At 65.7% G+C, this 25,450-nt stretch carries 22 protein-coding genes; 9 read left to right on the forward strand and 13 right to left on the reverse strand.

Features of this window, described 5'->3' with window-relative positions:
- Positions 1-32 precede the first annotated feature (32 nt).
- Together IP90_RS04620 and IP90_RS04625 are read left to right on the forward strand one after the other, a co-directional pair.
- Entirely contained in the window at positions 33-1,478 is a 1,446-nt protein-coding gene (locus tag IP90_RS04620; RefSeq protein ID WP_144898443.1) for an MATE family efflux transporter, read from the forward strand.
- Positions 1,475-2,146, forward strand: a complete 672-nt coding sequence (locus tag IP90_RS04625; protein ID WP_144898444.1) for a hypothetical protein — start codon at positions 1,475-1,477, stop codon at positions 2,144-2,146. The genes IP90_RS04620 and IP90_RS04625 overlap by 4 nt, the downstream gene beginning before the upstream one ends.
- Positions 2,147-2,249: 103 nt before the next feature.
- On the opposite strand, the gene rplS is transcribed toward IP90_RS04625, so the two are convergent.
- From rplS to ffh, 7 genes are all read right to left on the reverse strand, one after another.
- Entirely contained in the window at positions 2,250-2,651 is a 402-nt protein-coding gene (gene rplS, locus IP90_RS04630; protein WP_144898445.1) for a 50S ribosomal protein L19, read from the reverse strand.
- 244 nt (positions 2,652-2,895) lie between these two features.
- Positions 2,896-3,636: a tRNA (guanosine(37)-N1)-methyltransferase TrmD gene (trmD, locus tag IP90_RS04635; RefSeq protein ID WP_144898446.1), complete on the reverse strand. Its 741-nt coding sequence runs from the start codon at positions 3,634-3,636 to the stop codon at positions 2,896-2,898.
- Positions 3,637-3,731: 95 nt separating this feature from the next.
- Positions 3,732-4,244, reverse strand: a complete 513-nt coding sequence (gene rimM / locus IP90_RS04640) for a ribosome maturation factor RimM (RefSeq protein WP_144898447.1) — start codon at positions 4,242-4,244, stop codon at positions 3,732-3,734.
- Between the two features lie 34 nt (positions 4,245-4,278).
- Positions 4,279-4,536, reverse strand: coding sequence for a 30S ribosomal protein S16 (rpsP, locus tag IP90_RS04645; RefSeq protein ID WP_144898448.1), 258 nt, complete (start codon positions 4,534-4,536; stop codon positions 4,279-4,281).
- A gap of 110 nt (positions 4,537-4,646) precedes the next feature.
- A complete protein-coding gene (locus IP90_RS04650; protein WP_144898449.1) occupies positions 4,647-5,720 on the reverse strand; it encodes an NAD(P)H-dependent flavin oxidoreductase in 1,074 nt (357 codons plus the stop codon).
- A gap of 2 nt (positions 5,721-5,722) precedes the next feature.
- The gene (locus IP90_RS04655; protein ID WP_199753394.1) at positions 5,723-6,421 is read right to left on the reverse strand and encodes a VIT1/CCC1 transporter family protein; all 699 of its coding nucleotides are present in this window, start codon (positions 6,419-6,421) and stop codon (positions 5,723-5,725) included.
- A 12-nt stretch (positions 6,422-6,433) separates the two neighbouring features.
- Positions 6,434-7,798 (reverse strand): signal recognition particle protein, encoded by a 1,365-nt coding sequence (ffh, locus tag IP90_RS04660; RefSeq protein WP_144898450.1) that lies wholly within the window; start codon positions 7,796-7,798, stop codon positions 6,434-6,436.
- A gap of 117 nt (positions 7,799-7,915) precedes the next feature.
- Here ffh and IP90_RS04665 point away from each other — a divergent pair, with 117 nt between their 5' ends.
- From IP90_RS04665 to IP90_RS04690, 6 genes are all read left to right on the forward strand, one after another.
- Positions 7,916-8,704, forward strand: a complete 789-nt coding sequence (locus IP90_RS04665) for a cytochrome C assembly family protein (protein ID WP_199753395.1) — start codon at positions 7,916-7,918, stop codon at positions 8,702-8,704.
- A 156-nt stretch (positions 8,705-8,860) separates the two neighbouring features.
- On the forward strand, positions 8,861-10,120 hold the full coding sequence (locus IP90_RS04670; RefSeq protein ID WP_144898451.1) for a S41 family peptidase: 1,260 nt from the start codon (positions 8,861-8,863) through the stop codon (positions 10,118-10,120).
- A gap of 150 nt (positions 10,121-10,270) precedes the next feature.
- Positions 10,271-10,720, forward strand: a complete 450-nt coding sequence (locus IP90_RS04675) for a MarR family winged helix-turn-helix transcriptional regulator (protein ID WP_144898452.1) — start codon at positions 10,271-10,273, stop codon at positions 10,718-10,720.
- 3 nt (positions 10,721-10,723) lie between these two features.
- A complete protein-coding gene (locus tag IP90_RS04680) occupies positions 10,724-12,214 on the forward strand; it encodes an efflux transporter outer membrane subunit (RefSeq protein ID WP_144898453.1) in 1,491 nt (496 codons plus the stop codon).
- Complete coding sequence (locus IP90_RS04685) at positions 12,211-13,398, forward strand: HlyD/EmrA/EmrK family protein (protein ID WP_144898454.1); 1,188 nt, start codon at positions 12,211-12,213, stop codon at positions 13,396-13,398. The genes IP90_RS04680 and IP90_RS04685 overlap by 4 nt, the downstream gene beginning before the upstream one ends.
- A gap of 213 nt (positions 13,399-13,611) precedes the next feature.
- Positions 13,612-15,177 carry a DHA2 family efflux MFS transporter permease subunit gene (locus tag IP90_RS04690; protein WP_144898455.1) on the forward strand — a complete coding sequence of 522 codons (1,566 nt, stop codon included), beginning with the start codon at positions 13,612-13,614 and terminating at the stop codon, positions 15,175-15,177.
- 539 nt (positions 15,178-15,716) lie between these two features.
- On the opposite strand, the gene radA is transcribed toward IP90_RS04690, so the two are convergent.
- Both radA and IP90_RS04700 read right to left on the reverse strand, forming a co-directional pair.
- On the reverse strand, positions 15,717-17,099 hold the full coding sequence (gene radA / locus IP90_RS04695) for a DNA repair protein RadA (RefSeq protein WP_144898725.1): 1,383 nt from the start codon (positions 17,097-17,099) through the stop codon (positions 15,717-15,719).
- An 86-nt stretch (positions 17,100-17,185) separates the two neighbouring features.
- A complete protein-coding gene (locus IP90_RS04700; RefSeq protein WP_144898726.1) occupies positions 17,186-18,493 on the reverse strand; it encodes a PQQ-dependent sugar dehydrogenase in 1,308 nt (435 codons plus the stop codon).
- Between the two features lie 246 nt (positions 18,494-18,739).
- On the opposite strand from IP90_RS04700, the gene IP90_RS04705 reads away from it, so the two are divergent.
- Positions 18,740-19,018 (forward strand): hypothetical protein, encoded by a 279-nt coding sequence (locus IP90_RS04705; protein ID WP_144898456.1) that lies wholly within the window; start codon positions 18,740-18,742, stop codon positions 19,016-19,018.
- On the opposite strand, the gene IP90_RS04710 is transcribed toward IP90_RS04705, so the two are convergent.
- The 4 genes from IP90_RS04710 to IP90_RS04725 all read right to left on the reverse strand — a co-directional run bounded on the left by IP90_RS04710 (position 19,005) and on the right by IP90_RS04725 (position 25,444).
- Positions 19,005-21,113 (reverse strand): hypothetical protein, encoded by a 2,109-nt coding sequence (locus IP90_RS04710; RefSeq protein WP_144898457.1) that lies wholly within the window; start codon positions 21,111-21,113, stop codon positions 19,005-19,007. The two genes, IP90_RS04705 and IP90_RS04710, sit on opposite strands and share 14 nt — an antisense overlap.
- Before the next feature lie 184 nt (positions 21,114-21,297).
- Positions 21,298-23,022, reverse strand: a complete 1,725-nt coding sequence (locus IP90_RS04715; RefSeq protein ID WP_144898458.1) for a hypothetical protein — start codon at positions 23,020-23,022, stop codon at positions 21,298-21,300.
- Positions 23,022-24,557: a D-Ala-D-Ala carboxypeptidase family metallohydrolase gene (locus IP90_RS04720; RefSeq protein WP_158635266.1), complete on the reverse strand. Its 1,536-nt coding sequence runs from the start codon at positions 24,555-24,557 to the stop codon at positions 23,022-23,024. Before IP90_RS04720 ends, IP90_RS04715 begins: the two co-directional genes overlap by 1 nt.
- The gene (locus tag IP90_RS04725; protein ID WP_144898460.1) at positions 24,557-25,444 is read right to left on the reverse strand and encodes a hypothetical protein; all 888 of its coding nucleotides are present in this window, start codon (positions 25,442-25,444) and stop codon (positions 24,557-24,559) included. The genes IP90_RS04720 and IP90_RS04725 overlap by 1 nt, the downstream gene beginning before the upstream one ends.
- Between the last annotated feature and the right edge of the window lie 6 nt (positions 25,445-25,450).

Below are 25,450 nucleotides of genomic sequence, written 5' to 3' on the forward strand. Positions count from 1 at the left end.
GCCTCGCAGCCGTCTGGCAAGATGCGGCGAAGATGAAGACCTCGCTCGATCTCACACGCGGCCCGATCGGCTCCACGCTGTTCGTGTTCGCGCTGCCGATCCTCGCCGGCAACGTACTGCAGTCGCTCAATGGCTCGGTCAACGCGATCTGGGTCGGGCGCTTCCTCGGCGAACAGGCGCTGACGGCGACGGCGAACGCCAACAACATCATGTTCTTCCTGATCGGCGCGATCTTCGGCGTCGGCATGGCCGCGACGATCCTGGTCGGCCAGGCGATCGGCGCCAAGGACATGGCGCAGGCCAAGCGCGTGATCGGCACCAGTGCGACGTTCTTCTTCGGCGTCTCGCTGGTCGTTGCCTGCATCGGCATGCCGCTGTCGCGCCACATTCTGGCGTGGATGAGCACGCCGCCGGAAGCCCTGCCGCTGGCCGAAGCTTATCTGCGCATCATTTTCATGGCAGTGCCGTTCCTGTACATGTTCGCGTTCCTGTCGGCGATCCTGCGCGGCTCTGGCGATACCCGCACGCCGTTCGCGTTCCTGCTGCTGGTGGTGCTGCTCGACATCGTCTTCAATCCGCTGCTGATCTTCGGCATCGGCCCGTTTCCGGAAATGGGCATCGCCGGCTCGGCGACCGCGACCCTGATCTCCAATGTGATCAGCCTGGTCGCGCTGATCCTGTGGCTGCGGCATCGCCGCCATCCGCTGTGGATCAGCCGCCACGAAAACGCAGTGTACAAGCCTGACCTGGCGATCCTGCGCGCACTGGTGGTCAAGGGCGTGCCGATGGGCCTGCAGATGATCCTGATCTCGCTGGCGATGATCATGATGATCAGCATGGTCAATGCCTATGGCGTCGACACCACTTCAGCCTATGGCGCCGCCTTGCAGTTATGGACCTACGTGCAGATGCCGGCGATGGCGATCGGCGCGGCATGTTCGTCGATGGCTGCGCAGAATGTCGGTGCAGGGCGCTGGGACCGCGTCGACGGCACCGCACGCACCGGCACGCTGTTCAACTTCCTGATGACCGGCGCCCTGATCCTGCCGCTGGTCCTGTTCGATCGCAGCATCCTGTCGCTGTTCATGCCCGAAGGCAGCGCGGCGCTGGAACATGCGCGCCATCTGAACCACATCGCGGTGTGGTCTTTCCTGTTCTTCGGCGTGACCTTCGTCGTTTCCGGCGTGGTGCGCGCTACCGGCGCGGTGATTCCACCGCTGGTGATACTCGGCATCGCGCTATGGGGCATCCGCATCCCATTTGCCAAACTGCTGCAACCGACGCTGGGCGCCGACGCGATCTGGTGGAGCTTCCCTGCCAGCGCCCTGTGCGCGATGCTGATGTCGCTGGCGTATTACAGATGGGGCAACTGGCGGAAAGCGACCATGCTGCCAGCAGAACCGGATGGCATCGCGGTACCGGCGGAAATTCCGGCGCAACCGCCATCGCCCGTGGCCGACCAGGGGCCGCGGGCTTGAGTTCGGCTGCCGATGCCACGAAGCCGCTCTGCGGCAGGCCGACGATGCCGAGACTCCTGCCGTGGATCGCACTGCCGATCTACCTTGCCATCGGCACCGCCGCGGCGGTCACGCCCACGATCGATGGCGTCGCCAAGCCCGGCGAGTGGGCCGGTGCGCGCCGTGAAAAGCTGGTCGGCGGCGGTGAGGTATGGCTATTGCGGGCAGGCAACGACTTGTATGTTGCGGTCGAAGGAAGCGGCACGGGCTTTCCGAGCCTGTGCGTGGGCGACGCGGATCGCGTCGAGGTACTGCACGCGTCAGCCGCATTGGGGACGGTTGCATACCAGCGCGGCGCGAAAGCCTGGTCGCGCGGACCGGGATTCGAATGGCGAGTACGCGATCTGCCCGAGCCTGCACCGACGCTCTCCACCGATCGCGAATCGTTCCTGAAGGAACAGCGCTGGCTCGCCAACACCAGTCGCACAGGCGCGCCATTTCGGGAGTTCAGGATCATCCTCGACGCGGGGCGCCGCTTCCTCGGCGTCGTGTTCCTGTCCACGAACGGAATGCAGGCGGCGTACTGGCCGGCATCGGTGAATGACGGTTGCCGCGACATGGATCTACTTCGCGGCGAAGCACCCCACTCGGTTGAACTGACGCCATCGCGCTGGCACGACATCGAGTGACTCGTAGGTTCTGTCGACAGCGCCGCACGCAGACGTCGATCTGCATCCAAAACAAAACGGCCACCCGAAGGTGGCCGTTTGCATATCGAATGAGGCGGAAAACTTACTCGGCGGAAGCGGCCGCGGCACTCTTGGCCTTGGCGTGTGCAGCCAGATCTTCCTTGATGCGAGCCTTCTTGCCTTCCAGGCCACGCAGGTAATACAGCTTGCCGGCGCGGACCGCGCCGCGGCGCTTGACCTGCACCGAGTCGATGGTGGCGCTGTGGGTCTGGAAGACGCGCTCGACGCCGTAGCCGTGCGAGATCTTGCGCACGGTGAAGGCGGAGTTGAGGCCGGCGTTCTTCTTGCCGATCACGACGCCCTCGTAGGCCTGCACGCGCTCGCGGTTGCCTTCCTTCACCTTGACGTTGACGACGACGGTGTCGCCCGGGCCGAAGTCGGGCAGCTGGCGCTGCACCTGGGCGGCTTCGAAATCCTGCAACAGGGTATGGATGGAATTGGTCATGGCGCGGCCTGCTTGATCTGGGTTCTGTCGTTATTGGATGCCGGGTCGACCTGCGGGCAGGCGCCTGACGATAGAGCGAAGCCGCGCATTATAGCGGCCTTTTTCCTTGCGTGGCTAGGGTTTAGCGTTCCGCATGAGGGTGGGCCTTGGCCCACAGCCTGTGACTATCCGTATCCCCGCGATCAGCTCGGAGCGCCGGTTTTGACGCGCACCTCACCAGCCCGATGGTGGGCCGGGGCCCGCCCTACGGATTTTCGGCCTTGAACGCTTCCAGCAGCTTCCGGTCGGCCGCGGACAGCGCGGCCTCGTCCAGCAGCTCCGGCCGCCGCTGCCAGGTCCGCCCCAGCGCCTGCTGCCGGCGCCAGCGCGCGATCCCGGCGTGATTGCCCGACATCAGCACCTCCGGCACCGTGCCCAGTTCATGCTCGACCGGCCGGGTGTAGTGCGGGCAGTCGAGCAGGCCATCGGCCGCGAAGCTGTCCTGGGCGGCGGATTCGGCATCGTTCAATGCCCCCTCCTGCAATCGCGCGACCGCGTCGACCACGACCGCGGCGGCCAGTTCGCCGCCGGACAGCACGTAGTCGCCGATCGAAAGCTCCTCGTCCACCTCGGCCGCGACCAGTCGCTCGTCGATGCCTTCGTAGCGCCCGCACAGCAGGATGAAACGCGGCTCGCCGGCCAGTTCACGGACCTTGGCCTGGGTCAGCGGCATGCCCTGCGGGCTCAGGTAGATGACTTTGGCCGGCGCCGGATCGGCCGCACGCGCGGCCGCCAGGCAGGCGCGCAGCGGATCGATCAGCATCACCATGCCCGGTCCACCGCCAAAGGGACGATCGTCGACACGCCGGTAATTGCCCTCGGCATGGTCGCGCGGGTTCCAGCCGTGCAGCGCGAGCAGTCCGCGCTCCTGCGCGCGGCCAACGACGCCATGGCCGGCGACCTGGGTCACGAACTCGGGGAACAGGCTGACGATGTCGATGCGCATCGTGGGCGGGGATGGTGATTAGTGATTCGTGATTGGTGATTCGCAGGACAAGGGCCGCCGCTCGAATCACCAATCACCAATCACGAATCACGGCTTCAGAACTCCGGATCCCAATCGACGACGATCAGTTGCGAGTCGAAGTCGATCGAGACGACGTAATCGGGCATCGCGAACGGAATCATCCGCTCGCGGTCGCCCTGCACCACCACCACGTCGTTGACGCCGGTCGAGAACAGGTGCGAGACGCGGCCGAACTCGACGCCTTCGGTGTTGACCACACGCAGGCCTTCCAGGTCGATCCAGTAGTACTCACCAGGCTTGGGCGGCGGCAACGCCGAGCGCGCGACCCATACTTCGGTGCCACGCAACGCCTCGGCGGCATCGCGGTCGGACACTTCCGGCATCTTCGCCACCACGCCCTTCGGCGTGTCGCGGCCGCGGGCGCCATCAAGCGCGCGCTCCCGGCCCTGCGCGTCGCGCAGCGTCCAGGGCTGGTAGCGGAAGATCGCGGCCTTCGGCTCGGTGAACGAGTCGAGCTTGACCTCGCCGCGCACGCCGAAGGCGCCGACGATCCTGCCCAACAGGACGCGGCGGCGGCTATCGGTCATGGATGCTCAGCCGTGCGTGACACGGCTGCAGGAATCAGGCCGAAGCCTGAGCCTTGGCCGCTTCCTTGTACAGGTTGCGGACCTTGTCGGTCATCTGCGCGCCCTGGCCGATCCAGTGCTTGACGCGCTCGGTGTCGAGCTCGACGCGCTTCTCGTTGCCGGAGGCGACCGGGTTGAAGTAACCCACGCGCTCGATGTTGCGGCCATCGCGCGCTGCGCGCTGGTCGGTGACGATGATGTGGTAGAAGGGGCGCTTCTTGGCGCCGCCACGGGTGAGGCGGATCTTGACCATGAACGGTATTTCCTGTGTTGCCCAGTCGCCAGGGAGCGGCGAGGTAAGCCGGAAATTGTAAGCCATTGACGCGGCCGAGGAAACTCCCGGCTTCGCAGCCCGCCAAGGCCTCAGATCAGCGCCCGGGCCTGGTTCCACCATCGATCGACGCATTCCGCAGCCGGCCGGTCCGGGGCCAGCCAGGCAGACTGGCCGGCCCAGGCCTGGATCCGGGCGAGGTCGCCGTCGATTCCGCCCTGGCCGCGCATCGCCGCGGTCAGGCCGCGCTGGACCGGATAGGCGGCCGGCCGCGGCGCCTCCGGACCGGCGGCAGCGCGGACGTATTCCGTGGCGAGCGAACGTCCCAGCCGACCGGAAAAGGCGCGCGTCGGCCAGGTGTCTTCCGGCTCCGTGGCCGCCAGCGCCTGCGCCCACGACGATGCAATTCCCGCTTCCGGACAGCGCAGGAACCCGGTACCGATCTGCACCGCGCTGGCTCCCAGCGCCAAGGCGGCTGCGATGCCACGGCCGTCGGCAATGCCACCGGCGGCGATCACCGGCACCTTGAGCCTGTCGACCAGCCTTGGCAGCAGCGCGAACAGGCCGATCGCCTGGCGTTCGGCGCAGCCCGCATCGAACGCGCCGCGATGACCGCCTGCTTCGAAGCCCTGCGCGACGATCGCATCGGCCCCGGCCGCTTCCGCCGCCAGCGCTTCCTGCAGTGTGGTGGCGCAGGCGAACCAGGCGATGCCTGCTGCGCGCAACCGCACGACGAATGTCGCGGGGAACACGCCCATGATCGACGAGGCCACTTGCGGACACGCCGCCAGCGTCGCCTCGCATTGCAGGTCGAAATCAGGCGGCGTGGCGTTGCCGGCAGAGACATCGACGGCCGGCCCCCACTGCGCCAGGAATTCGCGCATCGCGGTTTCGGCCGCCACATCGCGGCGAGGCGGCGGATCCGGAATCCAGAGGTTGATCTGCACGGGTCCGTCGCCGCCGCTCCGGTAGTCGGCCATCCACGCGGCGATGGCGTCGGGCGAGTGCAGCAGCGCACCCAGCGCGCCCATGCCGCCGGCGTTTGCCACCGAGATCGAAAGCAACGGAGGACAGGCACCGGCCATCGGCGCCAGCAGGATCGGGACGCGCAGGCCGAAACGAGCGCAGAAAGCGTCGACGCGCTGCTGGATGGCCGGACGTGTCATCGCTACGCCACGGATACCCCGAACGCGTGCCCGACCGCCGCTGTCAGCGCCATCGCCAATGCGCTCCAGAAGGTCACGCGCGCGGCGCCCTTGCCCATCGACGCGCCGCCGGCTCGTGCCGCCAGCGCACCGAGCGCTGCGAGGCAGACCAGGGACACGGCCATGACCGTCGGACCGACACGGGCCGGCGCGACCAGCGCCGTCAGCAGCGGCAGGGCCGCGCCGCAGGCGAAAGCGGCCGCCGACGCCATCGCGGCCTGCACCGGCCGCGGTGCGTTGTAGTCGTTGATGCCGAGTTCGTCGCGCGCATGCGCAGCCAAGGCATCGCGTGCCGTCAGCTGGTCGGCGACCTGTTTGGCCAGCGCCGGCTCAAGCCCGCGCTCGACATAGATCGCGGCGAGCTCCTGCCGTTCTTCGTCAGGGAAGTGCTTCAGTTCCTGGCGCTCGATCGCCAGGTCGGCCTTCTCGATATCCGCCTGCGAACTGACCGAGATGTATTCGCCGGCGGCCATCGACATCGCGCCGCCGACCAGGCCGGCGAGACCAGCCAGCAGTACCTGCCGGTGGTCGGAACTGGCCGCGGCCACGCCGACCATCAGACTGGCGGTGGAGACGATGCCGTCGTTGGCGCCGAGCACCGCCGCGCGCAGCCAGCCGGTGCGTGCGCCGCGATGGGGTTCGATGACTGCGTGTCGGCGCACGTCGGCTCGACGTCAGCGGAACGGCATCCCGCCGCCGCCCATCATCCCGCGCATGCCGCGCATCATGCCCTTCATGCCGCCGCGGCCGAGCTTGCCCATCATCTTCTCCATCTGCTGGTACTGCTTCAGCAGGCGGTTGACGTCGGCCGGCGTGGTGCCCGAGCCCTTGGCGATGCGCGCGCGACGCGAGCCGTTGAGCAGTTGCGGATTGCGGCGCTCGCGCTTGGTCATCGAGCCGATGATCGCGATCATGCGCGGCATTTCCTTGCCGGTGACCTGGTTCTTCACCGCATCCGGGATCTGCCCCATGCCCGGCAGCTTGTCCATGAGGCCCGACAGGCCACCCATGTTCTGCATCTGCTCGAGCTGGTCGCGCATGTCGTTCAAGTCGAACTTCTTGCCCTTGGCGACTTTCTCCGCCAGCTTCTTCGCCTTGTCCTGGTCGACCTGTTGTTCGACCTGTTCGACCAGCGACAGCACGTCGCCCATGTCGAGGATGCGGCTGGCGACGCGGTCCGGGTGGAATACGTCCAGGCCATCGGGTTTCTCGCCGACGCCGATGAACTTGATCGGCTTGCCGGTGACGTAGCGCACGCTCAATGCAGCGCCGCCGCGCGCGTCGCCATCGGTCTTGGTCAGCACCACGCCGGTCAGCGGCAGCGCCTCGCCGAAGTGCTTGGCGGTGACCGCCGCGTCCTGGCCGGTCATCGAATCGACAACGAACAGGGTTTCGACCGGATCGACCGCGGCATGCAGCGCCTTGATCTCGGTCATCATCGCTTCGTCGATGCTGGTGCGGCCCGCGGTGTCGACGATCAGCACATCGACGAAGGATTTCCTGGCGTCGGCGATCGCGGCACGGACGATGGCTTCGGGTTTCTGTGCGGCGTCGGACGGGAAGAACAGCACGTCGACCTGCTGCGCGAGCTGGCGCAGCTGTTCGATCGCGGCCGGCCGATAGACGTCGGCGCTGACCACCATCACCTTCTTCTTGCGCTTTTCCTTGAGGTGCTTGGCCAGCTTGCCGGCCGTGGTGGTCTTGCCCGCGCCCTGCAGGCCGGCCATCAGGATCACCGCCGGCGCCGGCACGTTGAGGTTGAGGTCGCTGGCCTGCGCGCCCATCACCGCGGTCAGTTCGTCGCGCACCACCTTGATCAGCGCCTGGCCCGGCGTCAGCGACTTCAGCACTTCCTGGCCGACCGCGCGCACCTTGATGCGCTCGATCAGCGCCTGCACCACCGGCAGCGCGACGTCGGCCTCGAGCAGTGCGATGCGCACCTCGCGGGTCGCTTCGCGGATGTTCTCCTCGGTCAGCCGGCCGCGCCCGCGCAGGCGTTCGATGGTGCCGGACAGGCGTTGGGTGAGGGATTCGAACATGGAGGGATGGGCGTATTGCGAAAGGATGCGAATTATAGCCCGCGCCTCGACGCCTCTTTTTCCTGTGGAGGAAGCGCCGCCGTCCTGCCGAAGCCCGGCATATGCGACACTGCGCCGATGACAATCGTTCTCATCGCCACCTTGCTCTACCTCGCTGCCGCGGGCCTGTTGGTACATGCGGTGGCACGCGATGAGGGCACGGCCACGCAGGCGTGGCTGCTGCCCGCGCTCGCCGCAGTGGCCCTGCATGCGCTGGAGCATGTGATCGGCTGGCGCAGGAGCGGCGGTGCGGACCTGCATTTCTTCGCGGCGTTGTCGCTGGTCGGGCTCGGCATGGCCGGCCTGACCACGGCGTTCGGCGCCACCGGCCGGATGGCGGCGTTGGGCGTGGTGGTGTTTCCGGTCGCGGCAACCTCGCTGCTGGCGTATGCCGGCTACGGCCATGTTTCCGGCGACGCGCTCGACTGGCGATTGCAGTTGCATGCCTGGTGCGCGCTGCTCGCCTACGCGACGCTGGCCGTCGCCGCGCTGCTGGCGCTGATGCTGTGGCTGCAGGAACGCGCCCTGCGCCGGCGCGAATTCCGCGGCTGGCTGCGCGCATTGCCGCCGCTGACCGAACTCGAATCGCTGCTGTTCCGCACCATCGCCGTCGGCTTCGTGCTGCTCACCGCGACCTTGCTGACCGGCGTGCTGTTCGTCGAGAACCTGTTCGCCCAGCACCTCGTGCACAAGACCGTGCTGAGCGTGCTGTCATGGCTGGCGTTCGGCGCGCTGCTGCTTGGCCGCTGGCGCTACGGCTGGCGCGGCGCCACGGCGGTGCGCTGGACGCTGGCGGCAATGCTGTTGCTGGTACTGGCCTTTTTCGGCAGCAAGTTCGTGTTGGAGTTGCTGCTGAAGCAGGTCTGATCCGGCAGCGTTTCGACTTCGCCGCACCGCGCGCGGCCAGGTTTCGAGCCGCTTGGCGGCAGCTTCGTCGTCCGATTCCGGTTTCCGTCGCGCCGCGCTCCACGATTCCGGACGCACTGGTTATCGTCCGCCGCAATTCCGCAAGCGGACAGCCTCGTGAAATACGCAGACGCCATCAACCGCCCGCCACCGCGGCAGCGCCATCCACTGCGCTGGCTGAAGCGCACCGCGCTGGCGATCATCGCGCTCCTGCTGCTGGCGCTGGCCTGGGACGTCCTCAGCTACGACGCCGATGCGTGGCTGGCCGATTACAGCCGGCTCAAACAGGACATGGCACAGGGTTACGCCAACCTGGACTGGATGGTCGAAAAGCGCGGCGTCGACCTGCCCGCGCTGGATCGCCGCACCACCGATGCGCTGCGCAACGCACACTCCAACCTGCGCGCCTTCATCGCATTGCGCAGCTTCGTGCGCGGCTTCAACGATCCGCATCTGCGCATGAAACCCGGCGCACGACCGGCGTCGGCCACCGCCCGCACCAGTGGCAGCCAAGCCGTCGCAACAAGCGAGGAAGCAGACCCCGCGGCGGCTGATTGCGTTGCCGCCGGTCACGAGGAAGGCGACCACGCATTCCGTTTCCCGTTCGCGCGGGTCGCGGGCTGGAAGCCGATTCGCAACGGCGACTTTCCCACCGGCATGATCGGCGACACCGGCGTGCTGCGGATCGCGCAGTTCGGCGAGGATCGATACCTCGACGCCTGCCAGGCGGTGTTCAAGCCAGGCATCGGACGGCATGCGCTCAAGCTGGCGGTACGCGCGCATCAGCAGGCGTTGCTGCGCGATGCGATCGACGAGCTGCAGGCCAAGGGCGCGCGCCGCCTGCTGGTCGACGTGTCGGGCAACGGCGGCGGTACCGAGTGGGTAACTGAAGTCGTCGCATTGATCAGCGAACGCGAACTGAGCCGCCGCGAGGCCCTGCTGGTCGCGCCGGCTTGCGATCGCGCTGTCGTATGGGCAGGGAACTCCGCGCCCTGCCCGGTATTCGCCTCGACCGGAACGGAGCGCGTCACGCTGCAGGGCAGCGGCGAGTGGCGCGGACCGGTGCTGATCCTCGCCGATAGCCGCACCGGTTCGGCCGCCGAGGGTTTCGTCGCCTGGCTGCAGCAGAACAAGGTCGCCACCGTGATCGGCGAACGCACGGCCGGCGCCGGCTGCGGTTACGTCGATGGCGGCAATCCGACACGGCTGAAGGTGGTACCGGTGGATGTATGGATGCCGAACTGCGCCCGTTTTCTCGACGACGGCCGCAACGAGATCGACGGCATCGCGCCGGACATCGCGCTGCCTATGCGCCGCGATGCCGACGCGGATGTTCAGGCCGAAGCATTGGCGCGGGTGCTGAAGGAATCCGCATAGCGTGCGCTGTGCTCACGAACGGCTGCTTGGAGAGTCATTTCGTGCGCACACGCTACCCAACGCCCCCATTCAGCCAGCGAACCCAGCATTCCATTGCTGAAACAATATTTGCATTGACAAATATTGCGCGCATAACCAAAATGCCGCGCCATGAATACTTCCGTCCCCTGCAGCGGCTCGACCCTGGGCCTGCTGTTCCGCCAGGTCCGCGACGCCATGTGGGCGCGGATGGAGCGGGAACTGGCTGGCCTGGGTCATGACCTGACCTTCAGCCAGTACATCACGCTGAAGAAACTGGCCGACGGCACCGCCGGCGTCACCGACCTGGCGCGCGCCGCCGAACTCAATCCGGGCGCGATGACCCGCCTGCTCGACAAGCTCGAGGCCAAGGGCCTGGTCGTCCGCAGCGCCGACCCCGACGACCGTCGTGCGATCAACATCCAGCTTACCGACGCCGGCCTCGTCATCTGGCAGGACATCAACAAGTGCGGCCAGCGCGTGCGCGAGCAGGCCATGTCCGGCATGGGCGAAGACGAACGCACGCAACTCACGCGCCTGCTCGAACAGGTCCGCGACAACCTCACCTCTTCGGATTCCTGATCCATGTCCGTCCATTCCCCTCGCCCGCAACGCGGGCTGCGTTTCTTTTTCTCCGCGTTGGCCGTCGCCGTCGTCCTGGCCGGCTGCGCCAGTACCGGAGGACTCCAGCCCGCCGGCCGGATGACCGATGCCGACACACTGAAGAGCGAACGCAGCCTGGCCAATGCCACGCTCTCCGATGCCGCCTTCCCGAAGCAGGACTGGTGGACCGCACTCGGCGACCCGCAACTCGATGCGCTGATTGCCGAAGCCCTGGCCGGCACGCCCAGTCTCGATGCCGCCGACGCACGCGTGCGCCAGGCCACCGCGCAGGCCGGCCTGGCCGACGCTGCGCGCAAGCCGACGCTGGGCGCCAGCGCGCAGTACGCCGGACTGCAGCTACCCGAAACCGTCGCGCCGGAACCGCTCGGTGGCTCGTACAGCGGCGTCGGCCTGCTCAACCTCAACTTCAAGTACAGCTTCGACCTGTGGGGTGCACACCGCGCACGCTGGCAGGCGGCGCTCGGCCAGGTGCGCGCCAGCGAAGTGGATGCACAGGCGGCGCGCCTGACGCTGTCATCGAGCATCGCGCGCACCTATGTCGCGTTGGCGCAGGCGCATGACGCGCGCGACGTGGCCGTCGCCGAAAAGAAGCGCGCTTCCGAATTGCTGTCGCTGGGTCGGCAACGCGTCGCCGCCGGCCTCGATAACCAGTTGCAGATCCGCCAGGCCGAAAGCGCCGTTGCCGCTGCCGAACAGCAGACCCAGGCCGCGCAGCAGCAGATCGATGCCGTGCGCAATGCGCTAGCCGCGCTGCTGGGCCAAGGCCCGGACCGCGGGCTCGACATCGCCGCACCGTCGCTGCTGAAGACGCCGCCACCGGCCGTGCCCACGGCGCTGTCGAGCGAACTGCTCGGCCACCGTCCCGACGTGGTCGCCGCGCGCTGGCGCGTGGAAGCCGCGTCGCAGGGCATCGCCGCGAGCAAGGCCGACTTCTATCCCACCATCAACCTGTCGGCGATGGTGGGCCTGGCCGCGGGCAACCTGTCCGATCTGTTCGGTAGCGACGCGCTGCTGCTCAACGGCGGCCCGGCGATCAGCCTGCCGATCTTCGACGGCGGTCGCCTGCGCAGCCAGCTGGCGAAGAGCGATGCCGACTACGACCTGGCGGTCGCCGACTACAACCAGCAGTTGGTCGGCGCGCTGCGCGAAGTCGCCGATGCCCTGCAGTCCGCGCGTTCCCTCGACGCACAGATCGTCGCCGCCACGCAGGCGCGCGACGCCGCGCAGGAAGCCTGGCGACTGGCCACCGTGCGTTATCGCGCCGGTCTCGGCACGCAACTCGACGTACTCGCCGCGCAACGGCCGCTGCTCGACCACGACCGCCAGCTGACCGTGCTGCGCGCACAACGCATCGCGGCCGCGATCGACCTCGACCGCGCGCTCGGCGGCGGCCTCGTCCTCGCCGCACCTTCCCATTCCAACTCACCGATTGCCAAGGCCACCACGCCATGACCACCGAACTCAATCCGCATGCCGCGACGCCGGCCGTCGCACCGAACAACGGCAAGCGCCGCAAGGCGCTGCTCATGCTGCTGGCCCTGGTGGTGATCGCCGCGATCGCCTGGGTCGCCTACTACCTGATGGTCGCGCGCTGGCACGAGTCCACCGACGACGCCTACGTACAGGGCAACGTGGTCAGCATCACCCCGCAGACCGTCGGCACCGTGGTCAGCATCGGCGCCGAGGACGGCATGAAGGTCGCCGCCGGCCAGGTGCTGGTGCAGCTCGACCCGAACGACGCCAAGGTCGCCTACGAGCAGGCCGTCGCCAACCTCGCCAATACCGTGCGCCAGGTGCGCGGCCTGTACAGCGCGGTCGATGCGGGCCAGGCCGATCTCGCCGCGCGCCAGGCCTCGGTGCAGCGCGCGCGCGCCGATCTGAAGCGTCGCGAAGGGCTGGTCGCCGACGGCGCGGTTTCGGCCGAGGAACTCGCCCACGCCCGCAACGAACTCGCGGTGCTGGAAGCCGGCCTGCGCGCGACCGACGGCAACCTGTCGCGCAACCGCGCACTGGTCGACGCCACTACGGTCGCCAACCAGCCGCAGGTGCAGGCCGCCGCCGCGCAATTGCGCCAGGCCTACCTCAACCTGCAGCGCGCGGCGATCGTCGCGCCGGTCTCCGGCCACGTCGCCAAGCGCAGCGTGCAACTGGGCCAGCGCGTGCAGCCTGGCACGACGTTGATGACGATCGTGCCGCTGGAGCAGGTCTGGGTGGACGCGAACTTCAAGGAAACGCAGCTGCACAAGATGCGACTCGGCCAGCCGGTGCAGTTGCATGCCGACCTGTACGGCGACGATGTCGTCTACGACGGAAAAATCACCAGCCTCGGCATGGGCACCGGCAGCGCGTTCGCGTTGTTGCCAGCGCAGAACGCCAGCGGCAACTGGATCAAGATCGTGCAGCGCGTACCGGTGCGGATCGAACTGGATCCGAAGCAGCTCGCATCGCATCCGCTGCGCCTGGGCCTGAGCATGAGCGCCGACGTCAGCCTGCGCGACCAGAACGGCAACGTGCTGGCCCAGGCCACTTCGCAGAAACCGGTATTGACCACGCAGGCCTACGCCCAGCAGCTGGCCGAAGCCGATGCGCTGATCCAGCAGGTGATCGGCGACAACCTGCCGGGCAAGCACAGCTGATCACGTGTGGCAGCGCCGGTGCGGTCGATACGCGCCGCGTCGCCACACGCTGTCATCCCCCAATACATCGTCATCCCGAACGCAGTGAGGGATCTGCTGTTGCTTTCACTGCTGCACGAAAAGCAGATCCCTCACTGCGTTCGGGATGACAGTCGATGGCTGGCTTCGCACCGGCGAAACCCCACTCCTTAAACGAATCCCACAGAACCCGACATGTCCGCAACCGCCACCGCCGGCGCCACGCCGGTACCGCAGGCCGGCTTCCGCCCGCCCAACATCGCGCTGACCACGCTCGGCCTGGCGCTGGCGTCGTTCATGCAGGTGCTGGACCTGACCATCGCCAACGTCTCGCTGCCGACCATCTCCGGCAACCTCGGCGGCAGCGCCAACCAGGCGACCTGGGTGATCACGTCGTTCGCGGTCAGCAACGCCATCGCGTTGCCGCTGACCGGCTGGCTGACGCGCCATTTCGGCGAGCGCAAACTGTTCGTCTGGGCGACGTTCCTGTTCGTGATCGCGTCCCTGCTGTGCGGCCTCGCCGGCAGCATGGGTCAGCTGGTGACCGCGCGCGCCTTGCAGGGTTTCGTCGCCGGCCCGATGTATCCGATCACCCAGGCGCTGCTGATCTCGATCTATCCGCCGCACAAGCGCGGACAGGCGATCGCGCTGCTGGCGATGGTGACCGTGGTCGCGCCGATCGCAGGCCCGATCCTCGGCGGCTGGATCACCGACAACTACAGCTGGGAATGGATCTTCTTCATCAATGTGCCGATCGGCATCTTCGCCAGCCTGGTGGTCGGCAGCCAGTTGCGCGGACGACCGGAACGGCTGGAAAAGCCGAAGATGGACTACGTCGGCCTGGTCACGCTGGTGATCGGCGTCGGTGCGCTGCAGACATTGCTCGACCTGGGCAACGACCACGACTGGTTCCGCTCCAACCTGATCGTGATCCTGTCGATCGTCTCGGCGATCGCGCTGACCGTGTTCGTGATCTGGGAACTGACGGACAAGGATCCGATCGTCGACCTGCGCCTGTTCCGGCATCGCAACTTCAGCGCCGGCACCGCGGCGATGGTGATCGCCTACGCCGCGTTCTTCAGCGTCGGCATCCTGGTGCCGCTGTGGCTGCAGCGCAACCTCGGTTTCACCCCGATCTGGGCAGGATTCGCGACCGCACCGATCGGCATCCTGCCGGTATTGCTGACCCCGTTCGTCGGCAAATATGCGCACAAGTTCGACCTGCGCTGGCTGGCGACGATCGCTTTCATCGCGATGTCGATGACCAGCTTCGCCCGCGCCGGCTTCAACCTCGATGTCGACTTCCGCCACATCGCGATGGTGCAGCTGTTCCAGGGTTTCGGCGTGGCGCTGTTCTTCATGCCGGTGCTGCAGATCCTGCTGTCCGACCTGCAACCACACGAGATCGCAGCCGGCTCGGGCCTGGCGACGTTCATGCGCACGCTCGGCGGCAGCTTCGCCGCATCGCTCACCACCTACGCCTGGACCGAACGCGGCGCCGTGCACCATGCGCACCTCACCGAGAAGATATCCACCTATGACCCGGGCACGATCGAGAAACTCACGCTGATGGGCGGCGGCGATCTGCAGAAGGGTGCGGCGATGATGGAACAGATGATCTCCAACCAGGCCGCGCAGATCGGCTTCAACGAGATCTTCCACCTGCTCGGCATCGTGTTCCTGGTGGTGATCCTGTTCGTGTGGATCGCAAAGCCGCCGTTCGGGGCGAAGGTGGGGCCGTCGGCAGCTGGTGGGCATTGATCCGAAGTACAGCTGCCTCTTGCTTACTCTCCATATCGCGGATAACCGCCACAACGATGAATAACCAAGCGATCCGATACTGCTGGCTGGTTTGTCTGGCTAAATGAGACAGCGCTCACAAACAAAGGGCAGGCGCTGGATGTATAGCTGCGGAGCCCATTTGGGCATAAGGAGAAAGACCGATGTCCATCAAGACCAGCAAACTCACGGCAGTTTGTGTCTTTTGTTTCGGCATTGCGACTTCGCTTGGAGCTTATGCGTATACATGCTCCCAGCAGTGTTTCATCAATTATGAAAACTGTTTGGGAAGCGGCAATCTTCCACAGTACAAGTGTCAGCAGATCTATGAAACTTGCATGCGACAATGTAATCCCTGACTTCTGTTGAACCTCCAGCCGAGGGGGCTCATAGCCCCTTCGGTCTTACTTAAATTGGGTTCTTTCATCAGAGTAGTGCGACACGCTCAATTGGAATGCAACTGCCGCGTGGGCTTCTCAAACCATGCGGGCGCAATGCGCTTCGCTTATTGCGCCCTACGATCAATCCGCCGCTATCAACGCATCCGCCAATCGTTCTACCGCGATCACTTCCATGCCCTTGTAGCTGCCCGCCTTCGGCGCGTTCGCCTTGGCGACGATCGCCCGCTTGAAGCCGTGCGTGGCGGCTTCCTTCAGGCGTTCCTCGCCATTGGGCACCGGCCGGATCTCGCCGGACAGGCCCACTTCGCCGAATGCCACGGTCTTGTCCGGCAACGGCTTGTCGCGCAGCGACGACAGCACCGCCAGCAACACCGGCAGGTCGGCGGCGGTTTCCTGCACGCGGATGCCGCCGACCACGTTGACGAATACGTCCTGGTCGCCGACCACGACGCCGCCATGGCGATGCAGCACCGCCAGCAGCATCGCCAACCGGTTCTGTTCAAGACCGACCGCGACGCGACGCGGATTGGACAGTGGTGACGCATCGACCAGCGCCTGCACTTCGACCAGCAGCGGCCGCGTGCCTTCGCGCGTGACCATCACGCAGCTGCCAGGTTGCTGCACGCTGCCGCCGGACAGGAAGATCGCCGACGGATTGGGTACCTCGCGCAGGCCCTTGTCACCCATCGCAAACACGCCCAGTTCGTTGACCGCGCCGAAGCGGTTCTTGAACGCACGCAACACGCGGAAGCGACTGCCGGAATCGCCCTCGAAATACAGCACCGCATCCACCATGTGCTCAAGCACGCGCGGGCCGGCAATGCCGCCTTCCTTGGTGACGTGGCCAACCAGGAACACAGCCGCGCCGGTTTCCTTCGCGTAACGCACCAGCCGCGCCGCACTCTCGCGTACCTGACTGACCGAACCGGGCGCGGCGGTGAGCTGTTCGGTCCACAAGGTCTGCACGGAATCGGCGACGATCAGTTTCGGCTGCAGCGCGCTGGCATGCTCGAGGATGCGTTCGACGCCGGTTTCGGCCAGCGCATTCAAGCCATCCAATGGCAGGCCAAGCCGCGCGGCGCGGCCGGCGACCTGCCCCAGCGATTCCTCGCCGGTGACGTACAGCCCGGGCAACGTCGGCGCCATCTGCGCCAGCGCCTGCAGCAGCAGGGTCGACTTGCCGATGCCCGGATCGCCGCCGACCAGCACCACCGCGCCCTCCACGAGGCCGCCGCCCAGCACGCGATCGAACTCGCCGATGCCGGTCGACACGCGCGCGTCCTCGCTGTGGCGCACGTCCTTGAGCGCCGTCACCTTCGGCGCATCGACCTTGCCGGCCCAGCTGCTGCGCCGCGACGCCGGCGACTTCGCCGCGGCCGCGGATTCCAGCACGATCTCGCTGAGCGAATTCCACGCCCCGCACTCGCCGCACTGGCCCTGCCACTTGTTGTGCTCGGCGCCGCACTCGGCACAGACGTAGGCGGTACGGGGTTTGCCTTGCAACTTGGCCACGGGTTCGCTCGTCGGTGATATGCCGTTACTGTAGCGGCCGGGTGTCTCCTTTCGCGAGACGCAGGGGCATCGATCTGCTATGGGCGATCCACGGCGATGCGGATGACCAGTCCGGCACGATCATCGGTGGTCCAGATCGCGCCATCTCGCGCCACCGCCAGGCCGACAGGCGAACCTTGCGGCCGCTTTCCTGCGACCCTATCCCAGCCCGGAGTCAGGATCTGTGCATTCGACGCCGGACCGATGCCGTACGCTCGAGGGCGGCCACCGTAAACCGGATAGCGCGCGCCCTTTTCGGCGATGGGCACGCCACTCGCATCGGTGGCGAAGGCGGCGATGCGACCGCCGATCGAACGGTAGCCATGCCAGGTCATCAACAGCTTGCCTTCGAGTCGGGGAAACATGGTTCCGTCGTACCACAGCATGTCCAGCGGCGCCGCATGCGGCGGCAACAGCAGCGCGGGCGACGCGTGTGCGTCCGAACCGCAGGCCATGGCGCGCGCCGATTTCCAGCCGGGCGTGGCCGCGGCGACGTCGGCGCAATAAGGCCAGCCGTAATGCCTGCCCGCTTCGATGACGTTGATCTCGTCGAACGGTAACCAGCGGGCACTGAAGTCGTAGCTGTTTTCACCCTGCAGCATGGTCCCCGACCGATGCACAGCCATGGCCACCGAATTGCGCAGGCCTTTGGCATGCACGGTGTAGTCCGCGCTCCAGCGGCCCGGTCCGAGCACGGCGTAGCGGCGGATGCTCGCCGCGTGGTCGCCTCCGTCGGCTTCGGGACAGGTTTTGCCAAGTGGCTCGCCGGCCTTGTCCAGGCACTGGTCGGACGGCGCGCCGATGTTGACCAGCAAGGCACCGTCAGGCGCGAACACGAATTTGGACAGCGGATGCCGGTTTTCGTGCAGGCGGTTGTCTGGCAACCCGGCGACCACAGTTTCGACCGTCCTTGCCGGATCGGATGCATGCGGATCGAAGCGGAAGATGCGACTCATCTCGCCGACGTAGACGAGGCCGTCCGGGCCGTTCGCCAAGGCATGTGGCAAGTTCAGCCCACCGAGCAAACGGGTCAGTCCGGCCGGCTCGCCTGGGCGGCTTCGCAGTTTCCACACTGCGCCGCGAGTCGTGCCCCAACCGCCCAGGTCGGTGAGCAGCCAGGTTGCATCGTCCAACTGCAGCAGCGAACGCGGCAACAGCAACTCCCGTCGCTTGTCACCTGCGGTCGGGCCTATCACCAGTCCAGCGCAGAAACCCTCCGCCATCCCGATGTCCAGGCGCGGATAGCCATCACAGGTACCCACTGGCTCGGCGTAGGCCTGCCGCTGTTCCGCCGCCGCAATCGGAATTGCGGCGAGTACGGCCATGGCCACGACGACGCTTGGCATTGCCGGCACGAATCACTCCCTGATCTTCGAAGGATCAGCCGCATCGTAGAGCGCGCAACAAATCCGGGCAAAAAAAAGCCCCGCACCTGCGGAGCTTCGAAGCTGGTGCCGGAAATAGGAATCTCAAACGGCTCTAGACCGCCATTCTCGGCAATTTGTGGGGAATTTCTGCTAAGTGCGCCGCCAAGTCTGTGTCCGCAGGTAGGCCGCTCACGCCCTGAGACGCCCCCGCGCTACCCTCCCGGCATGTACCCGGTCGACCTCAAACACTACGCCCTGCGGCTGGCCGCGTGGCGCCAATCCGAGCCCTCCCAGCGCCGCATCGTCCGCTCCCGCCACCGCGGCCGGCCCTGCGTCGAGCATTGGTCCTACGGCGTGCTACGCGCCCGCTGCGTGGACGTGGGCGGCGGCATGCGGGAGCTATGGGCCGACAAGGGCATCCCGGTCCGGCGGTACGACCAGGGGCGCATCGCGTTCAAGACGTGGGACGAGGCGGATCGGGTGTTTGGGGTCAGCCGAACATGAAAACCGTGAACGAGCGCGCGACGCCCGAGTTGTTTTTGATCCACACGCTGTCGCCGCCCGTGGTGCCGCCGCCCCAGATGCGATACGTGCCGCTGCCCGGATCAGCGGTCGTGCCCGCTACCCAAGTCGTGCCGGTAATGGCGATGGGGATGAGCGAATTGTGATCGACCGCGAACAGCGCCTGATCCTCGGCAGCATTGCTGTGCGTCACGATCAGGATGAATCCGCAGTTGCCCACGAGCGACGAGCGCGGCATTTGAACGGACGCGCCATTGGCCAGCGACACCCAGCGCGGCCGCATGGTCCCGGAGGTCGCGTCGTTGTTTCCGCCGATGGCATCCACGCGCAGCATAGCCGGCTGGTTTAGCTCGCCGGAACTCATGCCTGCGCCATCGGTCCAGCCAAAGCAGCCATTGGCGGAAATTTTCAGGAGGGTGGACGACGCGGAGTCCTTGATGAAGAAGGGAACCGCCGCCCCGAGATTGACGCAGGAGTCCGCGTAGAACTGGTTGTTTACAACCATGGCGACGCCACGCACGCATGACGCAAAGCAGGTGGTCGGGGCGCAAAGCACGTTCTTCACGATCACCATGGCGTCATCCGGGCTGGAAATCCGCCAAGTCACCGCCTTGTCGATCAGGCCGCGAATATCGACGGTGTCGATGAACACGCGCTGCCCGGTATCCTCGTCTCCGGTGATGATGATGCCGACCGGCAATGTCACTGCGCCATGATTGACGACACGGATGTTCTTGGCCGTGCACGCCGGAACTACCTTCCCTACTATCGAGGTATCGGTGAACTGCACGATTGCCGACGGCACGTGCGCGTCATAAAGGCAGTCCACGCCATCGACCGAACCGCCGCCGACCTGCATGTCGATATCCGCCTGTGACCCGACGCCGCCCGTAGGTGGGTCGTTGCGCACGATGCCGATGTTCGATACCTGCGCGTAGTTGGCCTGCACCTTGATCGAGCGATTCCGGCAGTTCTTGTACTGACCGCCGCGCACGCTAACGAACGACTCGTTCGGGTACAGGTGCGAGACGCTGTCGCCGGCATCGAACAGCCGCAGCCCGTCCTGATCCGAAAGGTAAGCAGGGTCTTCACTGGAAATATTCTCCACCGTGGCATCGACGATGGAGCAGTAGCGGAAGGCGCGCGCCCCCTGGTTGGCGACAGTGATGCCGAAAGCGCCGAACACGCCAATCGACCCGGCACCAGCGGCGAGGATGCTGTTCTTGGCCGTCGGGCGCGTGAGGGTGACCCGGTTCCATGCGCCACGGATGAACACACCGTCAGCCGATTGTGCAAACGTCGCGTCCTTGCGGTACATATTGGTCACGGTCAGGTCGGTGATCGTCGCATCCTGATAGTGCGACGGAGACGAGCCGTCGGCCGTGTTGCCGATCCACAAGGCGTTGTTCGCCAGCATGTTGGCGTCGATGGTGAGCGGACCTTCGATCACCACCGGGCAACCGACAGCGGTATTCAGGTCAAACACCCGTGCCACGTGCGTGCCGCCATACTTGATCGTGGCGCCCGTCGCGATCCAGCGCAGGCCGATGCCGGCAAGATCAAGAGACAGGGTCGAGGTCACAAGATAGACCTTGGACAGGTCGCCCCAGTCAATTGTCCGGCTCTGTGCGACCGCAGCATTCAGCGTGGTCTGCACGGCCAAGGTATCGTCCGCCACGCCGTCACCTACCGCGCCGAAGTCGGTCGGATAGAGAGGCGAGTCAAGCAGTCGAGCTTGCAAGGTGCGAATGACCGCGCCGCTGCCGGACTGCGTGAATGCCACTGCGCTGGCGTCGCCTGCGCTGGCGCTTACGTCCTCGCGAGTCCAGACCGGAACGTCTGCGGCGGTGTGCAGCACGTAATCGTAGATCACCTCCGGGTTCAGGTAGATGATCGCCTCGCCACGCGCATCCAAGATGATCGGGTTGGTGTTAGATACCGTTCCGGCGCGGTTGGTGTAGGTCGCCTGCGGAGTGAGCGTGTTGGCGGCGTAGGTGTAAAGCTTGAAGCCGCTGGCCGGATTGCCGGCGTTGTCAAAGAACTGCTGCTTCGCGCTGGGCGAGAGTAGGGCTGCCATCCGTGGCTTGCTCCAATGAAAAAGGCCCCGAGGGGCCTTGTGTTAGGATGATCCGGCCCCAGTCCTTGGGGTGGGTCTAGGTGGGGTCGTTATGCAGTGGGAAACCGGGGTAGCGATATTCCTGACGCCTCTGGCGGCTGATCTTCTGAACCGCTGGAAAGAGCGTAAGGCGCCTTTCGATGGCTCATGGACGGTTGCGCGGGTCGTTACGATGCTGATCGGATACGACGGGCCCAAGCGCGGCAGCGGGACGAGCGTAGGGGGCCAAAGCCTGCGCGCCCTGCCCCCGCCCACTACGGAGCATGAGGTCAGCGAGACGGGGGCTGTTGGCGACCCGCCCGAGCGTGGCGCCGGCCGCAGCTGATTTGAGCATCAGCGGCAGGGCACCTGTCGCCGCACCGCCAGCGAGCATCGTGTAAAGCAGGCTGCGCTGTGCCGTACCTGAATCGGGAATCGGGTCTTTCAGCAACACCTGCCCCACTCGCGCCAGTTCGCGCAACTCCTTCGTGCTGCCCTTCTTGACGAGATTCCACAGGTTGGCCGGAGCTACGTTCTCCGCAGCACCGCCAGCCTGCTTGAGCGCGTCCTGGATCGTGCGCGCGTTCGCCCACTGACTGTTTGCCTGCTTCAGGGCGGCGGCGTCCTGCGGGCCCACAGAGCGTCCTGCGGCATCGTCTAACGCGGACCTAACCTTTTTGAGATGCTCGCCAACTTTGTCTCCGTCACCCTTCAGCCTCTCCCGCAAAGACTGATATACGCGGCCCGGAAGTTTGCCCGCCTTCGAATTCTCCATGATGTAGTCAATGTTCCTGACAACTACATCGGCCTTTTCCCTATCCATCGCAAGGGGCAGATCGGCCTTGATTTGTGCCAATTTTTCGATCAGCGCCTTATCCAGCGCAACATCATTCCTATCGAAAATGTCGTCATAGGTCTTGCCGATATCGCGCTTGGCGCTGCGCAACACGTCATCGGTCAACTTAGTGGCGCCATTGACGCCGATGGTCTGCCCCAGCGCCGCGTTGAACGCTTCCTGTTGCTTCTTGGCAGCCGCGCCCGCTCCGCTAAACGGCAGGTACTTGCCCGCCGAGGCCATGACTTTGGCCGGCAGCGAGTCGGACAACTGCGATGCGTGCAGGGGGATATCGTACTTAGCCGCTACGCCGGCCAGCTTCTTCTTGAGCGGGTCGATAGCGCCGGCCGCACGCATGCCCAGCGTAGACAGGCCATGTGACAGCGCCTGACCGCCAGCGCCAAGCGCGCCGCCGATAGCAGCATTCTGGCCACGACTCTCGCCCTCTCGGACGCCCTGCAGTCCACCGTAGCCAGCGCCTATTGCTGCGTTTCCTGCGTACTTTCCGATATTCGACAACTGCCCGATTTTGGAAACCGGCAGCGCCAACATACCAATATCGCCTGCAATGCCTGCGACCTTGCCCGGCGTGCGCGAGCGCACCGCGTCTATGCGTGCCAGAGATTCCTGCGCCTGCTGGTCATCCATCGCACCGGTCATTTGCCCAACGCCCACAATGCCGCTGGCAACGGGGCTCACAAGGCCATACGCCGCGTTCTTCCACGCCGGCATGGTTTCGGACGACTCGCCGCCGACCATGGCGCCAGGCGCGTCCGGTTCGGCCGCTTTCTCCGTGAGCGCACCGTAAAGGCTCGCCGGGAGGTTGCCAGGATTGAGCTTGGCCGCCATGCCGCCGATCTGACGCAACGTGTCCGGCACTGCGGACGGCTGGCCGTCCGGGAACGTCTCGGCCGTGCTGGTGACGCCGGAGAAGTCAGCCTTGGGCTGTTGCGACCTGGCGGCCGCATAGGCTTGAGCCAAGCGGCGCGCGTCCTCGACATTGCCTGCAGCATCGGCAGCCCTAAGAGCGGCCTCAATCTGCCGAAGGTCAGCCATTACTTCACTCCGTACTTGGACAGCAAATCGTCAACGCCACCTGCGGCGGATGAGTTGGGCGTGTTACTGCCGGGGGTCGGCACGTTGCCCATGCTGCCGCCCGCGTCCTGCAGCAGCGCCTCGTAGCCCTGCCGAGTGGTCTGCACGAGCGAGCGCAACTGCTGAAGCTGGTCATCGGTAACCTGCTCGTATTCGCCTCGACTCGGGTTTGCCAGTTCGGCCAGCTTGCTTTCGTAGTCCGACATGGCGCCCTCGCCGGGCGTGCGCGTGAGCTTGCGCACCTGGGTCTTGAGTACGGCGACCGCCGCGTCAAAGCGCCGGCCATCTTCAGTGGGCAGGTACTTGCCTCCAAGGCCGGCAGAGAGTGATCCGCGCAAGCGCCCGAACGCCTGTTCCACGTTTGCAAGCTGCTGGTCCATTGCATTCAAGTCGATCAACTTCTGCTTTGCCGTATTCGCCAACTTGATCTGCGTTGCCGATGGCTTACCGCCGCCGCCCTCGCCAAGCACCATCTGCCGGAGCTGATCTTCACTGGCGCCCATGCCGCGGGCAATCTCAAGCTTGCGCTCAAATTCGCTGGGCGCCTTCGTCTCAGACTTCGGCGGCGTGTAGCCCATCCGCTGGCCGCTGCCGAACCTGCCGGCTGCCTGCGCGCCCGGAGGAAGCTCCACGTGGACGTGGTCGCCCTCGTCGATAGCCTCATAACCCATCTGCCTTGCCTGCGCGATGAAAGCGGCGCGCTGCTCCGGAGGTACGGCGAAGTCACCCGCAGTGCCGGCCATGTGCTGGCTATTGGGGACACCCCCCACCGCCTGGTTGCGATCCGGACTGCGGAACAGGCTCGTCGGATTGGCGCCCGTGGACGAGGCCAGCTGCGGGAAGTCCTGCGTCGGGTCCAGTGCCGGGCCAGGCTGCACTGCGCCACCAAAGTTCGGCTGCTGGAACGATCCCGTGCGCGGGTCATGCAGCATTTGAACGGAGCCGCCGTCGCCGGTGGGAACGTTCACAAGGTTTGGCCGCCACCCGGCCTGCCTGCGCTTCATGTCCAGCTCGGCCAGTTCCGGATTGGCTTGAAGCATTTGCAGTTCGCGGATCGAGGACGGCGTTTCAGGCTCGCCAGAGCCCGCCATCGAGGCGATGAACTTCCCGAACACCTGCTGAGATTCCGGCGTGTCCAATGACTTGGGCGCCTTGCCCACAGGAACAATCCCCAGGCGCTCCGACAGCGAGACTATGTCGCCGTATAGAGCAGCCTGAATCTCGGGTGGAGCCGTTGGATACAAGGCGGCCTTCTGTTTTAGATCATCCTTGTCTCGATCGCGGACCGATGCCTGCTGCTGCTGAGCGAAATGCTGAACCTTCATCCCAGCTTCGCTGTCTGCCCCATAGATCTGAGACAATGCGTTTTGGTCGCCACCAAGCGCTGGTTGCAGGAATTGAGAAAGGGTCTTGCGCGTCCGATTCTCCCGCCCGATCTCATGCCCCTTGTTGAAAGAGTCAACGTAGTTCGGCATCAGTAGTTCGCGAAGTGCCATCAGAAATTCCCGTAGTTGTTGCCGTACCACGGCTGGCCCTGGCCCCATGTACTCATGCCGCCGAGCGAGCTACCGCCGCCGCTGTTCCGGCCTGCCATGTACTGACCGACACCCTGCACGACCTGGTTACCGAAGTTCGCCCACGCGTTCGACTTGTCGTAGATGCCGTTAGCGCGCGCCTGACCTGCGTTGATCGTGTTCTGGCCCATCGTGTTGGCGGCGTTCTGGCCGTACTGCCCGATCTGATTCGTCGCGGTCTGCCCGATACCCGCCAGCGATGCCAGCTTGTTCATGTAGGGCGTGTATCCCTGCTGGTCGGAGTAGTCGCGGCCGAACCGCATCAGCGACTTGAGCGTCGCGCCACTGTTAAGCCCGCCGCGTGCCGCCGCCGATGCCTGCACCGACTTGTTGCCCTCGTCCAGGCCGAACTGGTAACCGGGCGTGGCGCGGAACTTGGCGAAGGCATCGGCCTGCGTTATGGATGACGTAGCACCGCCCGTCGGCGTCTTTGGCGCGGTCTGCCAGACACGTCCCTCGTTCTTGCCGAACTTGTTGTAGTGGCCCATTGGATTCAGGCCCCAATAGGCATCGCGCGCTACGTCAGGGTTGGCTTGTAGATATGCTTGGTTCGGGTCGAACGAATTGGCCTGAATCTGCTGTACAGGCATGCCAAGCATCGCCATGTACTCGCTCAGGCCCGCAAGACCCGCCTGACGGAATGGCTCCTGATCGGCCCGGGTCTGCTGGAACATGCCCCACTGCTGCTTGTTTGCAGCATCGGATGCGCCGGTCTGTGCGTTGGCCGCCTGGCCCGCTGCCTTGCCTTGCTGACTGGCACCCCAAAGGCCAGCCGCCGCGCCTATTGCAGCGCCCCAAATCTCTGCCATGCGGAC

The sequence above is a fragment of the Luteimonas cucumeris genome (assembly GCF_007830035.1).
Lineage (GTDB): Bacteria > Pseudomonadota > Gammaproteobacteria > Xanthomonadales > Xanthomonadaceae > Luteimonas_C > Luteimonas_C cucumeris.